The following is a 24,281-nucleotide window of genomic DNA, read 5'->3' as shown; positions in this document are numbered from 1 at the left end:
GCAAAGATATGGTTCAAGCCTGTGCCGACTGGGTTCGCGAGAACGGGCTGATAGACCACGGAGGGGCGACACTTACGGACTTTTGTAGGGCTATGGGCATTGACGACATGAGTTACTACAACTGGATGAAGCGTTCGGAGTTTTCGGAATCAATAAAAAAGGCTAAGGAAGCGTTCCGTGAAAGCCTTGAAAAGGACATCGTGAAGTCGCTTGCCAACGCTGCCAAGGGTTATGAATATACCCAGACAACCACTGAATACACGGACGTGAACGGCAAGCCGAGAGTAAAGAAACAAGTGAAGAAGAACATACGTGTGGAGCCGAATGTAGGTGCCGCCATATTCCTGCTCACCAATATCGCTCCGGAGCGTTGGAAGAACAGGCAGAACCAAGAAGTAAATATAAGCAATGAGAAGCCTATAACCGTTGATGAAGCAAAGAAAATAATCAATGAATTATGACGGGAACACATATCTGAAAGCATTCTGTTTGTCCGGGTCACTAAATTACACCCGTTATTTTTTCAAGCAGAAGACAGGTAGGAGCTTTGTCGTGAACTCCCACCATGTCGCCATATGCAATGCGCTGGATGATGTCTTGTCTGGGAAGACAAACAGGCTTATCATCAACATTGCGCCAAGGTATTCAAAAACGGAGCTTGCCGTCAAAAACTTCATATCCATGGGGCTGGCATTGAACCCTTCATCGAAGTTCATCCACCTTTCCTATTCTGACGACCTCGCGCATGACAATTCGGAAGAGATACGTGATATAGTGAAGTCTGACAGCTATCAGAAACTATTTCCTTATGTGACGATAAAGAAAGATTCCGATTCGAAGAAGAAATGGCTCACGACAGAAGGAGGAGGTGTCTATGCGGTAGCGACCGGAGGGCAGGTCACCGGATTCGGTGCAGGAGCGGTAGATGATGAGGAGCTGTTTTCGGAAATAGATTCAATATCAACAGGAAAATTCTCAGGCGCGATAGTTATAGACGACCCGATAAAGCCGGTAGACGCGTTGTCCGATCTCAAAAGGGACAGGGTAAACAACCGGTTTGAGAACACAATCAGGAACCGCGTGAATTCGAGGAACACCCCTATCATAATCATTATGCAGAGGTTGCATGAGGACGATTTGTGCGGATACCTGCAAAGGATAGAGCCAGAAAAATGGAAAGTCCTCTCTATACCTTGCATCATTCAAGAAGAAGGGGAAGAAAGAGCCTTATGGCCGTTCAAGCATACATTAGAGGAATTGTATGCCATAAGGGATGCAAACAGTTATGTGTTCGACACACAATATATGCAGAACCCTACCCCAATTGAAGGGTTGATGTACCGTGATTTCCCAGTATACGAAACAATCCCTTACTACAAGGATTCCATAAGGAAAAATTACACAGACACAGCGGATACAGGAGCGGACTTCCTCTGCTCGATATGCTATGTTGACACTCCGGTTGGCAATTATGTCACTGATGTGTTATACACGGACAAGCCAATGGAATATACCGAACCGGAAACAGCCAAGATGATTTCAAGGAACGGCATAGAGTGGGCGGACGTTGAAAGCAATAATGGCGGACGAGGATTCGCAAGGAATGTAGCATCGCAATGCCGTGAGATGGGGAATACGAAAACGTTCATCAACTGGTTCTGCCAGACAGACAACAAGCAGGTGAGGATATTCGCGAAGTCGGCAGATGTGAATAACATGACATTTTTCCCCAAGGGATGGGAAAAGAAATGGCCGGCTTTTTATAATGCAGTAACGAAGTACCGGAAAGAGGGAGGAAATCTTCACGATGACGCCCCTGATGCTTTGACCGGATGCTATGAGAAACGGAAAGTAAGAATAATCAAGAACTACAGCAAGGAGGATTTGGGACTATGAGCATAATAGAATACATATTCAACGCCATCAGGAACAAGACGCTCAACTCGCTCGGCGTGGAGCGTGACCTGATGAAGCTGATAGAGGACAAGGACATCAGCAGGGCGGAATCGATGATGCAGAACCGGGACACGGAGGTGTGCGAAGCCATACAGGAGTATAACCCGGAAACGCACGAAGTGAACAAGAGAAGGGACAAGAAAAGGAAAGACCGGGAGCCGTACAGGGTGCAGAAGCTTCCGCGCACCCGCCAACGGTACATCAACGAGATTGAGCTGTTCTTCCTTCTTGCAAACCCCATACTATGGAAGAACAAGGACGGCATGTCTGACAACGCATTCACGGCGTTCAACGATTTCCTCAGGGACACGCGGTTCAACTCCACAATGAGGCAGGCGAAACGCCTTGCAGGAGCGGAGACGGAAAGCGCGAAGGTGTACCATATATATAAGGAGGACGGCGCACCACGCGTGAAGGTGCTTGTCATTTCCAAGTCGAAGGGGTATAAGCTCCGTCCCCTGTTTGACCAGTACGAGAACCTGATAGCCTTCGGTTACGGATATTACCTGAAAGAAGGCGGGAACAGCATCGAGCACTTCGACATACAGACACCGGAGTACATATTCAGGTGCAGGCACGGCGCATTGGGATGGGAAGTGGAAGCGTCCGGAAACCCTACCGGGAAAATCAATGTCATCTATTACAGGCAGAAGAAGGCGTGGGACGGTCTGCAGAGGAGGATAGACCGGGAAGAGTACATAGACTCGAAGGCGGCTGACACGAACAACTACTTCGCCGACCCGAAGGTGAAGGCTACGGCGGACGTGGTCCAGTCTCTTGCCGACCCTGCCACTGTGGGCGAGGTTATACAGATGACCGGTTCTGAAAGCTCCATCGACTACCTTGCGCCTCCCGAATACTCGTCCATGAAGGACAGCGAGAAGAAGGACTTGCACGATTCCATCCTGTTCGACACGTTCACGCCCGACTTCTCCTACGAGAACATGAAGGGAATGGGCACATTGTCCGGAGAGGCGTTGAAGCGCGCCCTTATACTGGGGTACATCAAGCGTGACAACCTGAAAGAGGTGTACGATGAGATGGTGGACAGGGAAAAGAACCTGATCATCGCCATCATGTCCAATGTCACGCATCCTGAGCTTTCCGCGGAGCTTGGGCGCATGGTGCTGGAACATTCATTCGCCGAACCGTTCAACGATGAAAAGGACAAGCAGTGGACGGCAATAACCAGCCTGTACCGCGGAGGCCTTATCTCGCTGGAGACGGCAGTCACCATGCTCGCGGTAACCGATGCCCCGCAGGATGAAATTGAAAAAATCAAGTCCGAGAAGCAGGAGAATATGGAGAACCAGATGAGGATGTCTCAGGGCAATTCCCGGCAATCGCAGGAATAAGATAATGGAAAGGCGTGATTCCGCAAGGTCTCACGCCTTATTTTTCCGCTTTTTTTTCACCAAAAGCGTTTGGTGAATTTCGCAATGCCGATACATGCCGGCTATATCATACTCCGTTCTTAACTTTACCCTATCGAATTGTAAACCAAACTAATGGGGTATGAAAGAAAAAATCTACAATCAGCTCAAACAGGAGTTTTCAAAACTGGGTCTGTCTGACGAATTACTTCAATCGGTAGCAGCTTCCATCGATTCGACCGGACTTGTTACCGACGAGAATCTTGCAACTGTCGTAAAGGGGCAGGAGAACATGCTTAAGTCCTACCAGTCGAATCTTGACAAGCTGCGCACGGAAGGTGCCGGATTCAAGAAGGAACTGGAGGAACTGAGAGCAAGAGGCGGCAAAGGGGGCGGCCAGCAACAGCAACCAGACGAAACGCCCGAATGGTTCAACAAGTACCGGGAAGAGCAGGACAAGAAACTGAGCGCGATTATCGCCGAGAACGAGGAGTTCAAGGCTGAGAAAGCAAGGGGCGAACGTAACGCCATGATTCTTGCCAAGGCGAAAGAACTCAAGATTTCGAAGTCGAGAATCGAAGAGGGCTTCGCAATCCCGGACGACATGGACGAGGTAGGCATCACCTCCTATCTTTCCAAGGTGAAGAAAAACGAGGTGGCAAAAGGCTTGGAGGACAGAAGTTCGGCGTTCTCCCTGTCTACGCCCGAAGCGCAGGGCAAGGAACTGGCAAAAGAGTGGGCGAAATCGTTGCCGGACGCATAATCATCACAACACAAAAACTAAACTATGGGTATTGAAAGAAAGACAACGCAAATCAAGGGCGGTTTCCCCGTATTCTGGAGCAGGTGCTCTACCCTTCCCGGTGACTTCAAGGTGACGAATGTGCCGGTAGGAAGCACCATCGAGAAAGGGACACCCATCAAGCTGGATTTCAGCAAAATGGAGTGCAAGGTATGCCGTGCCATCGAAGTGACCGGCGGCACTACCCAGAAACCGCAGATCAAGAAGGGAAGCTTTGTGACAACGAGCGACACCGTGGGCGAACAGACAGTATCGTCAATCGACACGTCACATGCCGATTATGACGAGCTGACCCTTGCGGCAGCCGAATCGACGGCTACTGCCGGAGCTATACTCGCATTGGACGAAGACTTGCCCGATGCCGTGGTTGAACGTACAGCCGAACACAAGGAAGGCATGACGTTCCAGGCCGTATCGGCAGGATATGACGTGCTTATCCTGAAAGACGTGGCATATCCTATCCCTGCTGATTCTCTTACAGGGTATTGCATGAAGAATAACCCGAGCATCAAGTACATAAGGCAATAAGGAGGACTAAACTATGGCAGAAAACTATTCATCCATTTTCGGCGAACTTACACGGCAGGTGCAGGTCCGCATAGATGCAGCCTCCGAATTGCGGAAGAGGCTGTTCGACCAGAACATTTATGAGAGATACCTGACGTGGGATGTCCCCACTATCGGGTTGAACTTCGAGGAACTTATCGGGCAGTACAACCTGAGTGTTGCGGCAGCCACCCTGGATTCAAGCGGAAAGTCACCGCTTATGGGTACTGAAGGGCTGGAGACCTTGAAGGACAAGGTGCTTAACCATCAGATGGCTTACTCCATGCCGATTGAGGATTACCGGAAAATCCTTCAGATTCTCGATTCGCGCATGCTGACCGACCGTCAGAAGACACAGCAGCTTATTGACTTGATGTGGGGCAATGTGACCAAGGTGGTCAACTCCGTGCAGTCAAAGCTGGACATGATTTTCTTGGGTGCATTGTCAAATGAAGGCGTGTTTACGTTTGACGCGACCAACAATCCTGAAGGCGGTGTCCGCGGGAATATCGACTACAAGATGCCGGAGGAAAACAAGATAGACGTAACGCTGAGCTGGACTGACGGGAACAAGGCGAACGTGGACTGCTTTGAGGATATCCAGGAAGTGGTGGACGCCGCACAGGACAAGGTGACGTTCTCGAAGATTCTCATGTCCCCGTCACGCCTGTCGTACATCCTGAAGAACAAGAAGCTGAAACAGGCTGTATTCGGTACGGACAAGTCGGGCACTCCGCTGCTGATGAACGCGCTGAACGACTTCCTGCGTGCGAACGACCTTCCGGTCGTCGAAACGGTAAGGCGTATCACAAGGATCCAAAACAACGGGAAGATTACGGAATACAAGCCTTGGAACGACAAGAACATCGTGTTCATTCCGGAAGGCAGGCTGGGAGTAATCAAGAATGCCTACGCCGACAATGAATTGAGGCAGGAGCCGGGCGTTACCTACTCCAACTACGGACGCATCCGCATCTCGCAGTGGGGCATCGGCGAAACGCAGAACGCCAACGGTGTCGAATTCACCAAGGCGCAGTCGCTCTCATTGCCGGTCATCACGGAAATCAACGGAATCTATTCGTTAACCGTAGAGACTGACTGATGAATACGCTGGACTACATAAGGCAGAGGTTTTCCTTCATCGGCACCATAACCGATGAAGGTGCTTCCGGTTTCGCTCTTGATTTCGGGCTGGAGTTGAAGGAATACATTGGAGAAGACGAGATGAAAGCCATTGCCGGCGCAGTGGATTCATTTGTCGAGAACAGCATCCTCCATCCTTCTTCGGTCGATGAAAACGGATTCTCGGTCTCATGGAGCACTGATGCAGCAAAGGCTTTCGCCAAAATGGCATTGAGGAAATACGGGATAGAGCCTAACGGGGAGACATCCGCCTTGATAGGACTTAGTGTGATTAAAGACGCGTCTGAACTCTGGTAACCATGTACTATTCACCCCACATATTGCAAATTAAAGTAATCACCCCGCCGGACAGGGACGAATACAACCGTCCCATACCCGGAACTGGTGGCGAAAGCTGGCAGGACGTGTGCCGGTGCCGGTGCGATGACAACACAACCAAGCTGTTCAAGTCGGACAACGGGGAATGGTACCGTCCCGACTACCGTGTGGTATGCGACAGGAATGTCAGCGTGAAGGCAGGGGACTATGTCCGCTGCATGGACGGTGACGAGGTACGCGGAGAGGGTGAAGTGTACATTGTGAAGAATATGAATTACTTGTGTTACTCCGAATTGTGGATGTGATATGATAGTAAGCAGCGACATATACAAGATCCTGTTCGACAAGGTGAAGGAAATCGGGATTGCTGACGTGTATGACGGGTGGAATCCAATTAAGTCAAAGCTGAAGAAGGAGGCGGCGGTAATCGTCACTTCCACTCCGGTTTCTCCGGACACTTACTGGGAGAGGGCTTACGTGCACGTGAACATATGCGTTCCGGACTATCTTGGCTACGTGAATACGGAAAGGCTTAACGAGGTTGAACGCCTTGCCAATGTATGGATACGGGATGGCATGACCGGCGAATATGACGGAAGCATATACAGGATAAGCAAGGATTCCTCAGGAATCGAGAGGGACGATGCGCTGAAATGCAGCTATGTGAATTTAGTATTATTATTTGAAATCTTAAATGTGAGATAATTATGGCAGGATCAATACAGGTATCGGCTATCGACATCAAGAAGCTGTGGTACGCCGACACATCACAAATCTCAGCAGACCTTACAGGCACGGCATTGTATACATTGGTGACTGGCGACGATGTTACGGAGATAAAGAATGTCCACCAGGATACGTGGACGATTGATGAAAGCGAACCTACGCAGGATTCGTTCAGGAACCAGCTTACGGGAAATATCTACCGTTTCGGGGCAAAGCAGATGGGCGAAGTGACGTTCAACTTCACCATCGGACGTTACGACTACGTGACCAAGAAAGACTTGCTTGGTGGCGACGTAATCAATACTGACAAGGGGTGGAAGCGTGCCCGCGGTGCGGTTGAAGTAAAGAAATGCCTTATCGCCCTTACGGAAGACGACCAGTACTGCGTGCTCCCGTATGCGAACGTGGTTGCCCGTGAGGCCAGCACGGACGGTGCTGTAGGACTGGCAGTAGTGGCAACGGCCATGGAACCGGAAACGGAGGCAATCATGCCGGAATACTGGTTCGATGCGAGCGAGGTGAAAAGCGGGGGATAATTGAAGGATATGGTTTTTTCATAAAGGAGGCGGGTGGATGCTCACCTCCTTTTTTAATTTTTGAATGATATGAACAAAGGAGCCAAAGCGGTGGGAGAAGCGATTACCGGACTTGACTTTGCCACGGTAGTCGTAAACGGGAAGGCTTACACAATCTTCCCCCCGACGGTAAACAGGATAGCAGGAGCGGCAAAGTGCCTTTCGGACGTGCATGAAGGGGACACATGGCGTAATGTAATACTTTCCCTTGGAGATTACGGCCAATACGCCAAGGCGTTGTCGTGGTTCATCCAAGGCGATGAAAGCCTTGCCGGAGAATTAGGCAACGGCACAGACCGGGAACTGGTGGAAGCACTGGAAGTGTCCATGTCCATGATCGGCATAGAGGTTTTTCGGAAAGCTGTCAGCTTGGCGAGGAGCGTAGGCCTGCTGACAGCAAGACCCAGGTAAACGGCAACGATACGCTTCTTGGGCAGGTGGCATCCTTCATGGAGACGCTGCACCTGACTTATGATGAAGTTGTCAATAAGATACCTTACCGGAACCTGCTGCTCATGCAGAAGGACAAGCTGCACGTAGTGAACGGTGTCAAGGTGAACAAGGTGAAAGGAAAGGACATGGCTGCACGAAGAAGGATGAACAAGCGATGAAAGTACGAGGTGACATATCCGGACTTGAAGATTACGTACGGGAAGTAGAGCAACACTACATCTCCAGGCTGGCAGAGGCAGGGGAGGCGGCAATCGCAGAAGCCGTCACGAAAGGAAAGTACCAGAACATAACCGGGAACCTGCGCAGCTCCATCGGATACGTGATAGGGTATGACGGAAAAGTAATCAGGGAAGGAGGCTTCCATAAGGTGCAAGGACGTGGAGAGAACTACCAGCGTGTCACTTTCACCACACGGAACGGGAAGAAGGTGGACTTCTGGGCGAAGGGGAAGTTCGGTGACGGTTCGGAAGGGAGCAGGAAAGGGCTTGAGCTTGCACGCTCGGTCATTGCAAAGACAAAGGGATATTCATTCGTCATCGTTGCCGGTATGGAATACGCCTCTTACGTCAACTCGAAGGGGTATGACGTGATGGATTCGGCAAAATTGGAACTTAAAAAGATAGTGGGATAATATGGCATCAATCATAGCAGACTTATCGGACGACATAAAGAAAATGAAGTCTCTCAAAGAAGAGATTCAGCAGGTGAAGAAAGAGCTCGGCTCAATCAACGTAAAGGTGGAGCTTGACATCAAGCGTGACATGGAGGCGAGGCTGAAAGCACTGACCGGGCAGTATGACGCTTTGGTTCAGAAGGTGGCGCAGGCAGAAGCGAAGATAGCGGAATCCACGTCCCGGATCAACAAGTCGGCGGAAACCATCATCAAGGCGCAGGAGCAGATAACGAAGTCGGCATCGGGACAAGCGGATTCAAGCGTACAAGGCGCATCCGGAGGGAATTCAGCGGCGACAAATGCACAGACGGCAAGCGTTCAGGCGCAGGCTAAGGCTTACGACGAACTGGCTAATGAGATTGATGACGTGATGGGCACGAGGGCGCAGAACATCAAGCGTATGGTCGAAGAGCAGAATGCAATACGGATTATCAATGAAGAATTGAAGCGTATGCAGAAACTGAACCAGTCCGGTGTGTATTCTGCAAGCGAAACAAGGAGAATTGAACAGCTGAATGCATCGTTGATGCAACATAAGACTGCTCTTTCCGAGTTGCGGCAGTCATTGAACAATTCTTTCAAGCTGGACAGTGCCGCAGCCACTTCTATGAATGCCCTTTCCCAATCCTTGGCACGGATGAGAATGACATACCGGGAACTGACGGAAGAGGAGCGGAATTCCCCTTTCGGTCAGGAACTGCTCGCCTCCATACAGCAGGCGGACGCCAAGATAAAGCAGCTTGACGCATCCATAGGCAACCACCAACGAAATGTGGGAAACTACGCCAGCGGATGGAACGGGCTTAACATGAGCATACAGCAGATAGGGCGCGAACTCCCTTCACTTGCGATGGGTTGGAACACGTTTTTTCTTGCCATATCGAACAACCTTCCGATTCTGACTGATGAAATCAAGCGGGCGAAGGATGAATACAATGCATTGAAAGCCGCCGGACAGCAAGCCACCCCAGTGTGGAAGCAGGTGGTGTCTTCCCTACTCTCCTGGCAGACGGCACTGACCGTGGGGATTACGCTTCTTACGATGTACGGGAGCGAAATCATCGATTGGGTTGGCAATCTGTTCAAGGCAAAGGACGGTACAGCAGAGCTTGAAGAAGCCACGAAACGGCTTAATACATCTGTCAGCGGAGTATATGGAAACATATCGGAAGAAATGCGCTCGCTGAAACAATTAAGTGAAAGCCTTAATGAAGCCAAGCGTGGAACGGAAGAATGGAATCAGGTACGGAACAAAATTGTAACGGAGTATTCTAAATACCTTCCTTCGATAGATAAGGAAATAGACAAGACAGGAACACTTGCTGAAAGTTATGATCGGCTTGCAGAAAGCATAAGGAAAGCTGCTGCCGCACGTGGATTCGAGGAGCTTAAAAACAAGGAGAATGAGAAATATGCTGAAATGCTTGTCGATAACTATCAGAAGGTGTATGAAAGGCTGATTGATGTATATGGACAGGAGTCAGGGCAAAAGATATTTGAGAACTGGAAAAATTGGGCTGAAAGCAGCAGGGAAATCCCAGCAGAAGTCCAGAAGGCATTTTCAAGCGTTTCAATTGGTTTTAGCGACACAGCAAATTCCTTATTGTTTGAAATCAGGAACCAGCAGAAAGCAAGAGAGCAGACACTTGACAGATTCAAGGAAATATTTGATTTGAATGAAGACAGTTCAGAATTGTTGCCTTCTGATTCTATCAAAGCTTTACGAGACCGGATTTCCGCACAGCGTGAAGCGTTGGAGAAATTGAGTGTATCGAGCAAAGAATATAAAGACTTACTCGCAAGCATACAAAAAGATGAGCAAAAACTTTCAATACTGACTTCAAGTCCAAAGGATATAAACAAATCAACCCAATCAATAAAAGACTACCTTGACGAACTCACCAAGCTGCGAGAAGACAACGAAGACCGCCAGGTGGAACTTATGGAAGACGGTACGGAAAAGCAGATTGCTGAGATAAAGCTACGTTACAAACGAATGAGGGATGAAGTAAGGTCGCTTGAGCAGGAACTGACGAAATCGCAGGGAGGAAAGCTGACCAAAGACCAAGAGGCTACTTTCAGCATGGCTTACACGACAATTGACATGAGGGAATGGAAAGACATTTCAAAAACCGGAAATACAGAAGACCGTATACGTAAGGAAAAGGAAGCCATGAACCGATACCTTCAGGAATACGGCACTTTCCAGCAAAAACGGCTTGCAATCACCGAAGAGTATAACCAAAAAATACAAAAAGCATTATCGGAAAACAACATGGGTGAAGCATTGGCATTTACCCAAGAACGTAACAGGTTGTTGTCTTCGCTTGACAAGGAAAAGGCGTTTGAAGGCATAGAAAAAGCCTTCGGGAACATATCCAACCTATCCGGCAAGGCAATAGACAGCCTTATTGACAATTTAAAAAAGTATAAGAAAGAAGCCATTGACACGTTCGATGTTTCCGACATAGACAGGTATGAAAAAGCCTTGTCAAGGCTGGAAGATGCAAAGCTTGAAAATAAATTCAGCGTATTCTCGAATTTCATACCTGACTTTTACCGTGAGCAGATAAAATTGGAGGAAGAGTTCAATCAGGCGCAGGAAACATCTATCGAGCTCGGACAAAAACAGGCTGAACTGGAAAAGGAAATCCTTGAATACATTGAGAAGCAGACCGGAAAGAAATTCAAAAAAGAAGACCTGTATAGTACAGAAGGAATAAACGGGATTGCAGGATTGCTTTCAGGTAAGGGAGGTGATTCCCTGTCCAAATTCACCGAAATGAAATCTTCCCTTGACAGCGTATCGGCGGCAAGTGACAATGCCGGACAGAAGATGTCCGCCCTCTTTAACATGAAAGGAGGTAGCGGAGGAGGAGCCAGCACGGTAGCCGTAATTGATACCATTGTGCATGGAATCAATGACCTGGTACAAGGTTTGAATGACATGGCGAACGAAATCAAGGACACGATGGAGGCATTGGGAAGGAATACAGACATAGATTCCGGTATCGGCAAGTTCGCGGAAGGCATGAGCATGTTCGCGGAGGCATCGCAGGGTGCGACTGACGCATGGGACAGCTTGAAGAGCGGAAACATCGGGGGTGTATTCGCCGGAGTTACCAAGTCGTTCACAGCATGGATAAAGGGATTTGCAGGCATACATGACAAAAAGAACGAAAAACGTATCCAGCAGTTACAGGAACAAGTAGATACATTAACTGATTCCTATGACAAGCTTGGCCGTGCCGTAGAAGATGCTTATTCAAAGGATGCGTCAGGACTGATTGAGGATCAGAACAAGCTATTGGAACAACAGAAGCTTCTGATCGAGCAACAGATACGCGAAGAACAGGACAAGAAAAATACAGATGACGAACGTATCAAGGAATGGCAAAGGCAGATTGAGGAAATCAACCAGACTATAGAGGATAACAAGGAGGCTGCGGTTGATGCCATATTCGGAGAAGACTTACAGTCCGCCATCGAGAACTTTGCGGACGCCTATGCCGAAGCATGGGCTAACGGAGAAGACAAAGCCGAATCGGCAAAAGATACCGTGAAGAAAATGATGCAGCAGATGGTTACCGAATCCATCAAAGCCGCCATGCAATCATCCGGTGCTATGGAAGAAATCCGGAACAAATTGCAACAATTCTACGCGGACAACGTACTTACCGGATGGGAGCAGGACTATATCTATAACATGGCTGAAGAATTGCAGAAAGAATTGGATAGTCAATTCGGATGGGCGGACAGCCTGTTTGGAAACGATGAAGCAAAGAAACAGCAGTCCGCATCTTCACGAGGCTTCGGTACGGAAATGACACATGAGGACGCAGGAGAACTTAGTGGAAGGTTTACGGCACTTAACGAAAGCTCGTTGCGTCAGGAATCAATCCAGCAAGGTATCAGCAACATTGCCGACGACATGCGTAACATCATCGCCCAATCGTACCTTGAACTACAGCAGATAAGCGAGAATACGAGTGAGATAATAAAACCTATCAAGCAGATGCAGCTTGACATAGCGGAAGTCAAACGAAATACAAGCAGAATATGATTAGTGTAAAGGAAATCATGCAAAAAGCCATAGGATTAGGCGCATGCACCCAATCCGGAAAGGCGACAGACTGGAAAAGCCTTGTATGGCTGTTTTTCAGCCCTCAGGGACGTGAGTTTTGCAGGGATAATAACTATCCTTCTATAGAATTGTTCCGGTCTATGGCTCAATATGTAGAACCATACGGCGGGTACGTTGAAAAGCCGGTAGAAAAGCACAATGAAGACGTGGCATTAATCGGGGAAGCCGAAAGCACGCTCCGCTATGACGGTGTGGAAAAGGCTTATAAGGTGATTCTCATGCACGGTGCAAAGGCTACAATACATGTAAGCAATTATGCGGTAGTAAGGCTGGAGAATATCAGCGGAAGATATGAAATCATAAATGACGGAACGGCGGAGGTATTGGTATGACAGGAGAACTATACATAAACGAAAAGGACGCATACACCACATGGGGTGTGAACATGGGCGAAGGGTTCCTTGACGCGATAGACGCGCCTCTTCCCATGAAAGAATATGTGGAGGACGAGAGCAGGCTGGAGGACGGAATAAGGATAGACACGGGAAATCCGAAAGTGGACTCACGGGAGATAACGCTCGGCTTCACCATCATGGGCTCTTCGGAGACGGACTACCGGAGCAAGAAGGCGGCGTTCCAGACGGAACTGCAGAAGGGGGCTTTCACCATACGCATACCGGCTCTCGGCACGCAGAAGTACAAGATGGTGTATACCGGAAAGAGCATATCCTACGGTCTCAGCAGGAGGCGTGACTTCGGACATTTCACGATGAAGTGCACGGAGCCGAACCCTGCCGACAGGGAATAACGAACAATCCCTCCATTGTTTCGTATCGGAAGTGAAGATTCTCGCGTTTAAGGATCCGTTTGGCGAACTTTGGGAAAGATTTTTCACCAACGGGCTGTGGTGAAAACAGGGGATGTGGAATCTCCCCTACCCTATGAAGATTATAGATAACTTCGAAGCATGGCAACACAGGCTAAAATCGACATAAAATCCGCAGGCGGAACCACCCTGCTCTCCACTTCAATCAACGAGGGAGCCAAAGGCTACTACAGCCTGATGCAGCACGACTACATCGTGCTCCCGTTCAAGCTGCGCACGCCTATTGATTTCAAGATAGGCTCGTACGTGGACCTAAGAGGCGTGTTCGATAACGCGCTGGGCGGCAAGCTGGCGAAGATGTATTACGTGACAGAGCTTCAAAACCCGTCATACAACACGTCTACCGGCGCATACGAGTACCAGCTCAGGCTGAACGCATACTACTGGCTATGGAACAACTTCATCTTCAAGTACACTCCAGAATCGACAGCCGGAGAGGCATCGTGGAGCCTTACCGCCCCGCTTGACGTGCATCTTGGCGTGTTCCTCCGCAACCTTTCCGAACTGGGGTTCACGTACAACGGCGTCCCCTACGAATACAGCATAGATTCCACAGTAGAGAACAAGGCGGTGGCGATGACGTACGACAACACACGCCTGCTGGACGCATTGTTCTTGATGGGTGGCGAGAACGCATGGGACTGCGACGTGTGGGTCACGGAGAACGTGATTCACTTCGGACGTTGCGAGCACGGCGATGCGGTGAAGATTGAAATCGGCGTGGAGGCATCGGACATGACACGGAACGAAAGCCGTGGCACATTCGCCACCCGTATCTACGCCTTCGGGTCTACGAGAAACATTCCTGAAAACTACCGGGAGACCGGCAACCCCGACCTTACTGTAAATGGTATAGTCCAGAAGCGGCTGATGCTGCCTGCTGACACGCCTTACATTGACGCATATCCGGACATGCAGCCGTTCGAGGTGGTGGAGTGTGTGATGGTAAACGAAGCCATATACCCGAAGCGTATCGGTATATTGTCGGACGTCAAGACGGTAGACCGTGCCATTGAGGACGGAGAAGGCAACCAGACCGGCACGTTCAAGGCTTACCAGTACAAGGACACCGGGCTTACGTTTGATGAAGAATACATTCTTGAGGGCAAGGAGCTGCGCATCGTCTTCAAGTCGGGCAAGCTCAACGGGCTGGACTTCGGCGTGACGTTCAATCCCAATAATTCCGACCCTACCGAACAATTATGGGAAATCGTGGCGAACGAGGACTACGGAAGAAGGCTTCCGGACGAGGTGATGAAGCCGGAGAACGGAGACAAGTACATCCTCTACGGGTTCAATATCAAATTGGTGTCAGACCAGTACACACCGGAAGCCGAGCAGGAGCTGAAAGAATGGGCGCAGGGACAGGCTGACCGGATGAAAATAGATGACGGCACATACACCGTCCCGCTGCGTGCGTCCTACGTGCGGGAGGACATGATAAGCCGCACCTACGATGTGGGTCAGAAAGTGAACCTTGTCAACCCGTCCTTCTTCGGAACGGGAGGGCGCATATCCCGTGTGATAGGCTGGGAAATGTGCCTTGACATCCCTTCGGACAACCCGATCTACACCATCGGGGAATCAGCGCAATACTCACGCCTGACGGAGATTGAGGACAAGGTGGATTCGCTCGTGTTCAACGGGCAGACCTACCAAGGAACAGGCGGAGGAAGCGGTGTATATGTCATACGGACCAACGATTCAACTCCGGCATCGGACAGCAACGTGTTCTCGGCACTGAGGTCGCTGGCTACGTTCTTGCGCAAGGATAAAGAGGACAGTACGCAATACCTTCTCAAATTGCTGGGCGGCGCACATTTCTTCCCGTTTGTCCAAGGCATGATAGGCGGAAGCGGGGCGGCATTCTATAAAAACGCTGCGGGCAAGACCTACATGGAGGCGGACGGGGCATATCTTCGTGACGAGCTTATCGTCCCGCAGATAACGTTCAACTGCATCGATGTCATTTCGGGCGACAAGGCGAACACTTTCGCTTTCGGCACCATTAAAAGCGTGGACACGGAGAACAAGACCGCCGAACTGGACCTGCTCGAAGACCAGACGGGCACACTGCACGTGGACGACATCTGCCGGGGCGTGTTCCATAACCTTGACGGGAACAACCGGCAGGATGACATGGAGGATGATAACGGGTTTTATGGGTATGCCGGATTCTCGACTTCTTACTTCACGCCAACGGAAATCGTCACGAACGAGCCGGGGAAAATGGTGTTCCGCTATTCCCTGCAGGCGGGCACTTCGGTGCATCCGATGAAGGGCATGAACTTCTTCGCCTACGGCAACTTCACCGACAAGACGCGCCAATCGATAACCTACGAGACACGCTACTATACTCGCCGGCTGAAAGACGTGAACACGTGGGTGATAGACCCAACGAAGAATATCTCCATGCAGGACGGGCTGCTCGAAGGTCTGACCATTGGCGGCATGGTAATGCATGGCTACGGCACATTCCAGGAGAACTGCTATTTTACGGGCGTGAACATCCAGTTCACTCCGGATATCGAAAATGCATTGAAGGGACAGGACGCCTATAGCGTGTCACTGTCCTCTTACGAGCGTGTGGTGAAGATAGACGAGGACGGGAACATCGTTTCGCTGCTTGAGGCGTTGAACGTCGTTACAGGCGATGAGAACGTGATAACCGGAGACAAGAACGTCATCACGACACAGAAACGCATACAGACACACATACAGGCGTTCAAAGGCTCTACCGAACTGCTTTACTCGGACACGATGGACGCAGGTGTCTACAAGGTCACGCTCAGTCCGCAGGGGTGCACGGCATCAGTAGAAGGCGGCATCGTCTCGATAGACAGCATCACGGCAACGGAGAACTGTTTCGTTGACATACAGGTGAACTGCGAGGGGAACGCCGTGTTCGACAAGCGTTTCTCGGTTTCCATCATCCGGGACGGATCGGACGCTTACACCGTAGACCTGGACAACGAGATGTCGTCTGTGGCTTGCAATGCAGAGGGCAATATCGTTGCGGGACTTCCGGTAACATCGGGCGTGGCTTTCTACAAGGGGACGAAGGCTCTTGCAATATCCAAAGTAGTGACGGAAGCTCCCGCAGGGGTTACCTGTAGCGTAGACGAAGAAACACACTCCGTCACGGTGTCCGCCATCGGGAAGGAAGTGGCTGAAAGCTTCGGAATAACAATCACGGTGACGGCTGACGATGACGGTGTACCGGTGACGAGAAGCACGGTAATGAGCATTCTGAAGGTGAAAGCCGGAGAGAACGCCACGCTGTACCGTCTCGCTCCGAGCGTGAACATCATCAAAATAGATAAGGAAGGAAATTATTCAGAAACTTATTTAAGTTGTGGGGTCAACAAAGTGGACGGTAAGGGCGTGTCTTCACTTTCCACTCTTTCAGAAGGGATTGAAATGACCGTAAAGAAAGACGGACTTTCTGAATCAGGATATTCACTGAATGACGACATCCCCACTGAAGGTATTTCAAAGTCTGTCACATTCAGGCTAAAACAGGAAGGGGTGCTGATAGACACGGAAACAATCCCTTTCGTAGCGGACGGGATGGACGGTTTCACCAACATCATCGCAGACCTTGACAATGAAATGGCATCGGTCGCCTGTGATGCTGACGGAAATGTAAAATCAGGGCTTCCGATAGTGTCTACGATACACTTGTATTACGGGACAAGAGAAATGGAGCTGGATTCATTGGAAGTGGAAGAACCTGCCGGAGTGACCGCTAAGGCTGACAAGAGTACCGGCAAGGTAACGATAAGCTCAATCGCTTCATACACTCCCGATGCTGTTAGTGTCCCTGTCACCTGTTCTGGAAGTTTCGGAGGGCAAAGCTACGGGCGCACCGCATATATAAAGATTAATAAAGTAAAACCAGGAACGAATGGTGAAAACGCGGTCATATACAGCCTTGTAGTAGAACCATCAGCCATAAAGGTTGACAAAAGTGGGACATTATCCTCATCTTCCGTTTCTTGCAAGGTAAAGAAGACGGACGGCAACAGTTCGTCTGTAGTCTCATCGCTCCCCAGCGGATATACGCTTCGCGGATATGTGGATGGAGACTACACGCAAACCTATTCAAACGCATCGGCTACGGTAACCGTCAGCAAGGAATGGCAATCTGTAGGGTTCAGGCTGATGGACGGCACCACAGTCATCGACGAGGAGACCATCCCAATTGTAAAAGACGGTGCGGACGGTTTTGGTTCTGTGATATTAGACCTTGACAACGAAATGGCATCGGTGGCGTGCGACGGCAACGGAAATGTAAAATCAGGGCTTCCCGTCGTGATAAATTTCGACATGTTTTTCGGTACGGAAGAAATGGATATAACTTCCATCAGCAATCCGAACGTGTCAGGTGTTTCCGTGAGCAACAGTGTCTCAGCAAAGACATCTACCATTACATCTATCGGAAGCGGAACTCCCGAATCCATTGAAATAGAATATACAGTTAAGGGTACGTACAGCGGCACATCATACGAACGGAAAGCAGTATTCCGCATACTGAAAGTAACTACCGGAGAAAACGGGAAAGATGCGGTGATTTACCAGCTATCCCCTTCGGTCAACGTGATAAAAGTGAACAAAAACGGAAGCTATATAGATAGCACCATAAAATGCACGTTGACAAAGAACGATGGTGGGGACGTGTCAAGCGTATCTTCACTACCGCTAGGATTCAGGATGACCATACAACGTGACAGCGGTTCGGAGAACACGTACACAATAGGGAACAACGTGAGCACAACTTCCGCTTCGGACAAAATAGCATTCCGCCTATACTATGGAAACGTACTGGCGGACATAGAAACTGTACCCGTAGTGAAAGACGGGACAGACGGAAAGGATGGCCAGGATGGTGTTCCGGGAGAACCAGGGCAAGACGGGGGACAAGGGATACAAGGATGCGTAACTCGTGTTTCGATATGGACTTTAGGAAGGGAGTACCGTAACGATAGTGAAATAGAAAGCAATACTACCATACGATACATAGATGTTGCAATGTTAATGGACACCACAGCATCTACCGGATGGAGGGCTTTCCGATGTAAAATCACACATACTTCTTCTTCAAGTATAACTCTAACAAATACAACATATTGGGAAGAATTTACTGAAAATGTTACAGCTATATATACAGACCTTATCATATCAAAGAATGCGGTGATCCAATTCATGCAGGGAAACCAAATTTTGATTATGTCAGATGACGGTCCTTTGACGGCTGGTATATCCGGTTCAATGGAAGGTGACAAGATTCGTTTTTGGGCAGGAAGCGGAAACCCTTCTACAGCACCATTTCGTGTAGATTATTTGGGTCATGTATGGGCAACGGACGGGACATTCGCGGGAGACCTCTCGGCAAAAACGATGACCTTGAAGAGGAGTACAAGCGGTACATCGCATGCAATCAACGGCGCATTGGTGACAACATACGATGAGCTGGGCCGTTTCCCGGAAATATCCGGGGATAATGTGATGGTAATAGAAATATTGTATCCGCTGATGACCCGAACGATAAGTACCGTCACGTTAATGGGCGTGAACAGCAACGTATGGTTCGCTCCGGACAATGATGTATTGGGTGCGGTCTCATCCTTGACCATAGGAAACATACAGGGATGCTATTTCAGATGCTTTGGGTTTAACGAGTACGGCAGGACGTATTGGAGCGTAATTCCGATGAACGATAATGCGAGAACAGAATTAGAAAATGCGTAGCGTATGGAAGATATAGACATAAAGAATTTCACCCGCGTATCTTCGGTAACCGACGAAGACAGCGTGCTATTATCAAGGGGCGTTTCTTCCGCCACGCACGGCCAGATAGCGTTCGGGCTGTTCGTGTCTTCCGTGTCGAAGTCCATCACGCCGTCCATCGTTGACGGCGTATGGTTCATCGGAGGTTCCAGCACCGGCGTACAGGCGAAAGGCGAGGACGGAAAGACACCTGTATTCAAGACCGGTACGGTAACGACCGGACTGCCCGACACGCATGTCCTGGCACAAGTGAAGTATGACGGTGTGGACGAAAACGGGAATCCGTCTTACCTGATAGACCTTACCATACCGGCGGGAAAGCCGGGGCAGGACGGTGACGGTGCGGGCAACGTATATGTCACGACCGACACGCTCAAATCGGGCAAGCTCTACCTCTTCCAGCCCGGAGCGGACGGTTCCGCAAACGGCACGATGGTGGAGTTCGACAACCAAGGGGGCGTGGGGCGGCAATACCTCGGATATCCCGGTGCGGAGATATTCAACGACTATGACAATAACATCGCCGCCGGACAATATGCCCACGCCGAGGGACGGGAAACCAACGCCACCGGGCCACGGGCTCATGCCGAGGGGTACAAGACCAGCGTGTTTGCGGCGGATGCTCATGCGGAAGGAAGAGAGACTTGGGCGATGGGGGCACAGTCTCACGCTGAAGGCTTGTATGGGATTTCGTGGGGCGGTGTATCACATACGGAAGGTGCGGTTGTTACTGATTTTGCAACAGGAGGCAGTAGCTATGCCATCTTGAATGATGAGGAACTGATTCGGGACTTCTTGAATACCTGCACCGTTCGCTATCTCCCCACAGAGAATGCGGAACCGTATTATTGGAAGATTACTGATGAAGCTCTTGCCACCTACCGTCTTCACGGTGCTTTGGGCTTCGCCACCCATGCCGAGGGCATAAACAACATTGTCTGCGATGAAGCAGGGCACGTGGAAGGATTTGGGAATATTTGTGGTGATATGATTCCTGGCAAGGAACAGGATTCATCTAAATATGCACCACATGTAGAAGGTATCTATAATAAAGTGGGCAGTCGTCTTTGGGCTGTTCATGCAGGGGGAGGTTACAACACTATTCTTAGTGGTAACTATACTTTCGCTCACGGCTATTACCTCTCTGTCTCCAACGACTACGAGACGGCTTTTGGCCGTTACAACCTCTCTGTCCTCAACGACAAGAAGGTGCTTTTCTCTTACGGCATCGGTAGCAGCACCGAGCGCAAGAATGCCCTTTCTGTCTTAGAGGACGGCACGGTGGTTATTCCCATCTTGGAGGCTGGGAACCTGACCAGCGAAAGCATTCAGCAGATAGTGAACGAGGCCGTCGCCCCTATCAGCACGAAGGTAAACAACAACTATAACGAACTAAAAGGCATCGCAGACGAGCATACCCAACAGATTGCCGACCTCTTGAAACTTATCCAAGAAGGTGGCGGCGGTGGTTCTGCTAATGCCTATGTAGTAGGTTCTACGCTCGTCATTACCTCTCGGTTGGAATCGAGTGTTGAGGGCGAGAAGCTGACGATTACGGACAGCGATGCGAGCGTAACAGATGAAGTATTAACAATCAATTAAAACGTAAATGATATGAGCAAGATTACAAAGATTAATGTTGGCGGTGTGGATTATGAGCTTGGGGGCTCGGGCACAGGCAAAATGGTCGAGATTACCCATGCGGAGCTAAAGGCTCTGAAGGATTCGAGCAGCCTCGAAGTAGGCACCAAGTACCGCATCACCGACTACGTGGGGACGTTCAAGACCCTCAAATCGGCCAACCACCCGTTCGACATCGTGGTGGAGGCATTGTCTGAATCCGTGCTGTCCGAGAAGGCTTCGGCTATGCAGAACGAGAGGGACAAGTATTTTTCCAATTCTAAAATGGAACTTTGGGAAATTTGGTATTCGTTAGAAAATGATAATACCCGGTTTTCGGAAGCATCAGAGAACGGGAAAGGATATATCTACAAGTTGAAGGACGAATATGGGAATGATGTTTGCTTCGACTTCAAAAATGCGCTCTTTACACTTACTTCGGCGGAATATCCATTTATTACGGCAAGCGGAGGAAGTATGGACTTCTATTTGTTCTCTCATAATAAAGGGACTACAGGTGTTTTTTCTAATCAGGATGATATTGAAGATTTTTCTAATGCTAAACCTGATAAAGTCAGAGATAATTATGTGAATGTATCTAAACTATCTTGTATCATATTAGGATTAGATAATTTTCTTCTGGAATCTATTCTTTCGATAAAAAACAATAAGATACTCAGTGATAATGTAATTTATATTTCTAAGAGTGGCATTATCATAGATAACTTAACAGCATCTTACAAAATATATAATAGAGAAAGAGCTACCATCCGAAATTGTTATTTTAACACTAACATTACCATAAAAGGTGATGGGGATTTATTAGAATGCGATTTTTTTAATTTTACAAGTATTGAAGCACTTAAATCAAATATATTAAAAAATGAATTCTATGCTGGTCCTACATCCGGTTCCTCTCTGAAAATTAATTGTGAATTAAGAGGGTGTATTGTTAGACTTGAAACATCCAATAATGATTCGAATAATTGGGAACTGTCAGAATCTACCCTTGGAGCATCAACACTAATCAACAAGTTGATTTGGGGGCGAAGAACTGGGAGTTCCGTACCGTATGAATATGAATACAAAGTATTTGACCCTTTTGATTTAACCGATTAATATATTATGCAGACCGACTTAGGCACAACCTACAAGCTGAACATCAACATCGAGGGGCTTCCCGGTACAATGGACGATGTGGACTTCCGCTGCAAGTTCTGGACTTACCGCAAGGAACTTACGGTGGAGAAGAAGGACATGATACGCATCGATGAGAACAACTATATGGCAGTGATTGATTCTTCCTTGCTCGGCAGGGGGACAATCAAGGTGCAGACCACCGTGCTGGTGCCCGATACGGATGTGGACGGCGGCGTGCGGAGGGAGATATATACGGAATACACGGACATCAAGGTAAACTGACGTATGGGATGCTTCAAGGTTAAGACAACAAGGGCGGGCGGATACCTTGACGTGAAGGCTTCACGCAACGGAGGAATGCTGTGCACGTGTGTTTCACGTACAGGAGGCGGTCTTCGGGTAGACATCTCGCTGGTATGCATGGTGAGCATAGAGGGTAAGTTCCTCCGCATAGAGCCGGAACATGTCTGGCTGATGGAGTCGAACCTGTACGAGGCGGACGTGGACGTATATTCAAATGCAGAATGGGAAGCACAATAGCTTCATATATAATTTTTTATTTATAAACTTAAAAACTCAAATCAATTATGGCAAAACCATCATGGCTAACGGTAAGCCCCATGAGCGGAAGCGGAAACGGGGTATTGCAGAACACAGGTTCGGTGCACACGGGACGTAACGTGCGTACGGGTACGGTAACGGTGACGGCTACGGGAGTGGCGGCACCGAAAACCTACAAGGTGACGCAGGAAGCGAAACCGGAATTCATCAGCATCGACAACGGGGCGGACATGGCTGCGGACAAGGCAGGCGGCAAGGTGACCGTAACGGGAAAGTCCAACTCGGCGAAGCTCGGCTTCTCGTGGGTGGGCGAGGCGCATAACGGAACGATTGCAGCCACCTATACGGCCGGCGGTACATCGACTGATAACGGAGAAGCCATTGACGGCGACCCGGGCGCATCGGCGGAATACAACTGGTCAGTAGAACTGACGCTCCCGGCGAATGATACCGTCGAGCAGGTGGACCGCACGTTGAAGGTGGACAACGGAGGCTCCGTATCACAGCAGATCGTCATCGAACAGACAGCCGGAGACGCTACCTTGTCATTGAGCAAGGCTGAAATCACCATCCCGGCAGACGGCAGTGCGGTGAGCGTGAACGTGACTTCGAACACAAGCTGGACAGTATCGTAAGGTATGGAACGTCTTATCGCATGGGGAACGGGCGGAGGTAACTTGCGCATCACCTATACGGGAGAAGGCAGCGGCACCGTAAGGCTGGAGAGCGACACCGAAAACCTTACGGGCTACCCCCGTTCGCTGACGGTCACGTTCCGCACCACCGGCGGTACGGGCGAAAAGACACGCCGCCTGACCGTAAGCCAGCCCAGCCGGAAAGCATACGTGAGTGGCGGCACGTTGTTCGTCACCCATGCGTTGGACGCTTCGGTATCGGGCGGAACGCTGTCGATAGAAGATGCGGAATGCAAGGTGTCAGACAATGTATTACTAATCGAATAAACTGATAAGGTTATGAAGAAGATAAGCTACAACAGGTCAGAACAGTTCGGAATGGGAGCCGATGCGGATCAAGTCGATTATGTCCCCCTCAATCCAGATAAGGAGAAAGTCATTCCCGATATGGCATTCCATACACCCCTTATACTGCCCTTTCAGCATGTGAGGGCTGTACTCTTGGGGTATCGGCTTACCGTTTATGAGAAGCTCGGCGATGCGCTCAAACGCAGCTACTTTTTCAGGGAAATTCCTCACACGCTTGAAGTCTTTCTTGAACTGGCTGGTAGGATGAAGCTTTTTCATTTCATCAGTTCATTCATCAGGGATTCCACACTATCGAATGTTTCCTTGTCTTTTGCCGAACGTGCCTCTTCGATGGCTTCCATGGTTTCGGGGTTCGGGCGGTTTTCAAGGGCTTCATACAGAAGCACTTCTACGATGTTGTTCAGGCTGCGGTGCTCGCGCCTGGCTTCCGCTTTCAGGCGTTCCAGCAAAGAGGAATCAAGGCGGAAGGCGGTCTGTTTTCTTTCTGTTACGGCATTCATAGGCATCTCAGTTTATGTAGTTTATGCAAATATATAACAAAAGTATAACACGTGCAAACAGGTTGAGTTAAAAATAAAGCAATATGATATGATGAAAATAGTAAGCTACAACATTATCCGGCACACGGGGA

The 24,281-nt window shown here is 49.4% G+C and carries 25 protein-coding genes; 23 read left to right on the top strand and 2 right to left on the bottom strand.

Annotated elements, in window-relative coordinates; translation table 11 throughout:
• Positions 1-8: 8 nt before the first annotated feature.
• From B5F25_RS00350 to B5F25_RS00245, 23 genes are all read left to right on the top strand, one after another.
• Entirely contained in the window at positions 9-461 is a 453-nt protein-coding gene (locus B5F25_RS00350; protein WP_140406830.1) for a hypothetical protein, read from the top strand.
• On the top strand, positions 451-1,896 hold the full coding sequence (gene terL, locus B5F25_RS00345) for a phage terminase large subunit (protein WP_087246899.1): 1,446 nt from the start codon (positions 451-453) through the stop codon (positions 1,894-1,896). The genes B5F25_RS00350 and terL overlap by 11 nt, the downstream gene beginning before the upstream one ends.
• Positions 1,893-3,311, top strand: coding sequence for a phage portal protein (locus tag B5F25_RS00340; protein ID WP_087246897.1), 1,419 nt, complete (start codon positions 1,893-1,895; stop codon positions 3,309-3,311). The genes terL and B5F25_RS00340 overlap by 4 nt, the downstream gene beginning before the upstream one ends.
• 160 nt (positions 3,312-3,471) lie before the next feature.
• Positions 3,472-4,092, top strand: a complete 621-nt coding sequence (locus B5F25_RS00335; RefSeq protein ID WP_087246895.1) for a hypothetical protein — start codon at positions 3,472-3,474, stop codon at positions 4,090-4,092.
• A gap of 24 nt (positions 4,093-4,116) precedes the next feature.
• A complete protein-coding gene (locus tag B5F25_RS00330; RefSeq protein WP_087246893.1) occupies positions 4,117-4,659 on the top strand; it encodes a hypothetical protein in 543 nt (180 codons plus the stop codon).
• Between the two features lie 13 nt (positions 4,660-4,672).
• Positions 4,673-5,779 carry a major capsid protein gene (locus B5F25_RS00325; RefSeq protein ID WP_087246891.1) on the top strand — a complete coding sequence of 369 codons (1,107 nt, stop codon included), beginning with the start codon at positions 4,673-4,675 and terminating at the stop codon, positions 5,777-5,779.
• Complete coding sequence (locus B5F25_RS00320) at positions 5,779-6,117, top strand: DUF6706 family protein (protein WP_087246889.1); 339 nt, start codon at positions 5,779-5,781, stop codon at positions 6,115-6,117. The genes B5F25_RS00325 and B5F25_RS00320 overlap by 1 nt, the downstream gene beginning before the upstream one ends.
• Positions 6,118-6,119: 2 nt before the next feature.
• Positions 6,120-6,443, top strand: coding sequence for a hypothetical protein (locus B5F25_RS00315; RefSeq protein ID WP_087246887.1), 324 nt, complete (start codon positions 6,120-6,122; stop codon positions 6,441-6,443).
• 1 nt (position 6,444) lies between these two features.
• Entirely contained in the window at positions 6,445-6,843 is a 399-nt protein-coding gene (locus tag B5F25_RS00310) for a hypothetical protein (RefSeq protein WP_087246885.1), read from the top strand.
• A 2-nt stretch (positions 6,844-6,845) separates the two neighbouring features.
• Entirely contained in the window at positions 6,846-7,400 is a 555-nt protein-coding gene (locus B5F25_RS00305) for a hypothetical protein (protein ID WP_087246883.1), read from the top strand.
• Positions 7,401-7,469: 69 nt separating this feature from the next.
• Positions 7,470-7,850: a hypothetical protein gene (locus B5F25_RS00300; RefSeq protein ID WP_087246881.1), complete on the top strand. Its 381-nt coding sequence runs from the start codon at positions 7,470-7,472 to the stop codon at positions 7,848-7,850.
• A 26-nt stretch (positions 7,851-7,876) separates the two neighbouring features.
• On the top strand, positions 7,877-8,050 hold the full coding sequence (locus B5F25_RS21415) for a hypothetical protein (RefSeq protein WP_162614330.1): 174 nt from the start codon (positions 7,877-7,879) through the stop codon (positions 8,048-8,050).
• The gene (locus tag B5F25_RS00295; protein ID WP_087246879.1) at positions 8,047-8,523 is read left to right on the top strand and encodes a hypothetical protein; all 477 of its coding nucleotides are present in this window, start codon (positions 8,047-8,049) and stop codon (positions 8,521-8,523) included. Before B5F25_RS21415 ends, B5F25_RS00295 begins: the two co-directional genes overlap by 4 nt.
• A 1-nt stretch (position 8,524) precedes the next feature.
• Positions 8,525-12,628: a hypothetical protein gene (locus B5F25_RS00290; RefSeq protein WP_087246877.1), complete on the top strand. Its 4,104-nt coding sequence runs from the start codon at positions 8,525-8,527 to the stop codon at positions 12,626-12,628.
• Positions 12,625-13,041, top strand: a complete 417-nt coding sequence (locus B5F25_RS00285; protein WP_087246875.1) for a hypothetical protein — start codon at positions 12,625-12,627, stop codon at positions 13,039-13,041. The genes B5F25_RS00290 and B5F25_RS00285 overlap by 4 nt, the downstream gene beginning before the upstream one ends.
• Positions 13,038-13,457 (top strand): hypothetical protein, encoded by a 420-nt coding sequence (locus B5F25_RS00280; RefSeq protein WP_087246873.1) that lies wholly within the window; start codon positions 13,038-13,040, stop codon positions 13,455-13,457. The genes B5F25_RS00285 and B5F25_RS00280 overlap by 4 nt, the downstream gene beginning before the upstream one ends.
• A 159-nt stretch (positions 13,458-13,616) precedes the next feature.
• Entirely contained in the window at positions 13,617-19,286 is a 5,670-nt protein-coding gene (locus tag B5F25_RS00275) for a hypothetical protein (RefSeq protein WP_087246871.1), read from the top strand.
• Between the two features lie 3 nt (positions 19,287-19,289).
• Complete coding sequence (locus B5F25_RS00270) at positions 19,290-20,927, top strand: hypothetical protein (protein ID WP_087246869.1); 1,638 nt, start codon at positions 19,290-19,292, stop codon at positions 20,925-20,927.
• Positions 20,928-20,939: 12 nt separating this feature from the next.
• A complete protein-coding gene (locus tag B5F25_RS00265; RefSeq protein WP_087246867.1) occupies positions 20,940-22,064 on the top strand; it encodes a hypothetical protein in 1,125 nt (374 codons plus the stop codon).
• Positions 22,065-22,070: 6 nt separating this feature from the next.
• Positions 22,071-22,367: a hypothetical protein gene (locus tag B5F25_RS00260; protein ID WP_087246865.1), complete on the top strand. Its 297-nt coding sequence runs from the start codon at positions 22,071-22,073 to the stop codon at positions 22,365-22,367.
• 3 nt (positions 22,368-22,370) lie between these two features.
• A complete protein-coding gene (locus B5F25_RS00255) occupies positions 22,371-22,625 on the top strand; it encodes a hypothetical protein (protein ID WP_087246863.1) in 255 nt (84 codons plus the stop codon).
• Positions 22,626-22,672: 47 nt separating this feature from the next.
• Positions 22,673-23,281 carry a BACON domain-containing carbohydrate-binding protein gene (locus tag B5F25_RS00250; RefSeq protein ID WP_140406829.1) on the top strand — a complete coding sequence of 203 codons (609 nt, stop codon included), beginning with the start codon at positions 22,673-22,675 and terminating at the stop codon, positions 23,279-23,281.
• A 3-nt stretch (positions 23,282-23,284) separates the two neighbouring features.
• The gene (locus B5F25_RS00245) at positions 23,285-23,608 is read left to right on the top strand and encodes a hypothetical protein (protein ID WP_087246859.1); all 324 of its coding nucleotides are present in this window, start codon (positions 23,285-23,287) and stop codon (positions 23,606-23,608) included.
• A gap of 36 nt (positions 23,609-23,644) precedes the next feature.
• Here the strand turns inward: B5F25_RS00245 and B5F25_RS00240 are convergent, their stop codons facing one another.
• Together B5F25_RS00240 and B5F25_RS00235 are read right to left on the bottom strand one after the other, a co-directional pair.
• Positions 23,645-23,908, bottom strand: a complete 264-nt coding sequence (locus B5F25_RS00240) for a type II toxin-antitoxin system YafQ family toxin (RefSeq protein ID WP_087246857.1) — start codon at positions 23,906-23,908, stop codon at positions 23,645-23,647.
• On the bottom strand, positions 23,905-24,150 hold the full coding sequence (locus tag B5F25_RS00235) for a ribbon-helix-helix protein, CopG family (protein ID WP_087247080.1): 246 nt from the start codon (positions 24,148-24,150) through the stop codon (positions 23,905-23,907). The genes B5F25_RS00240 and B5F25_RS00235 overlap by 4 nt, the downstream gene beginning before the upstream one ends.
• Positions 24,151-24,281 lie beyond the last annotated feature (131 nt).

This window comes from Bacteroides sp. An19 (genome assembly GCF_002160215.1).
GTDB classification, from domain to species: domain Bacteria; phylum Bacteroidota; class Bacteroidia; order Bacteroidales; family Bacteroidaceae; genus Phocaeicola; species Phocaeicola intestinalis.
The sequence above is the reverse complement of the archived record's forward strand: the minus strand, read 5'-3'. Positions and strand labels throughout refer to the sequence as shown.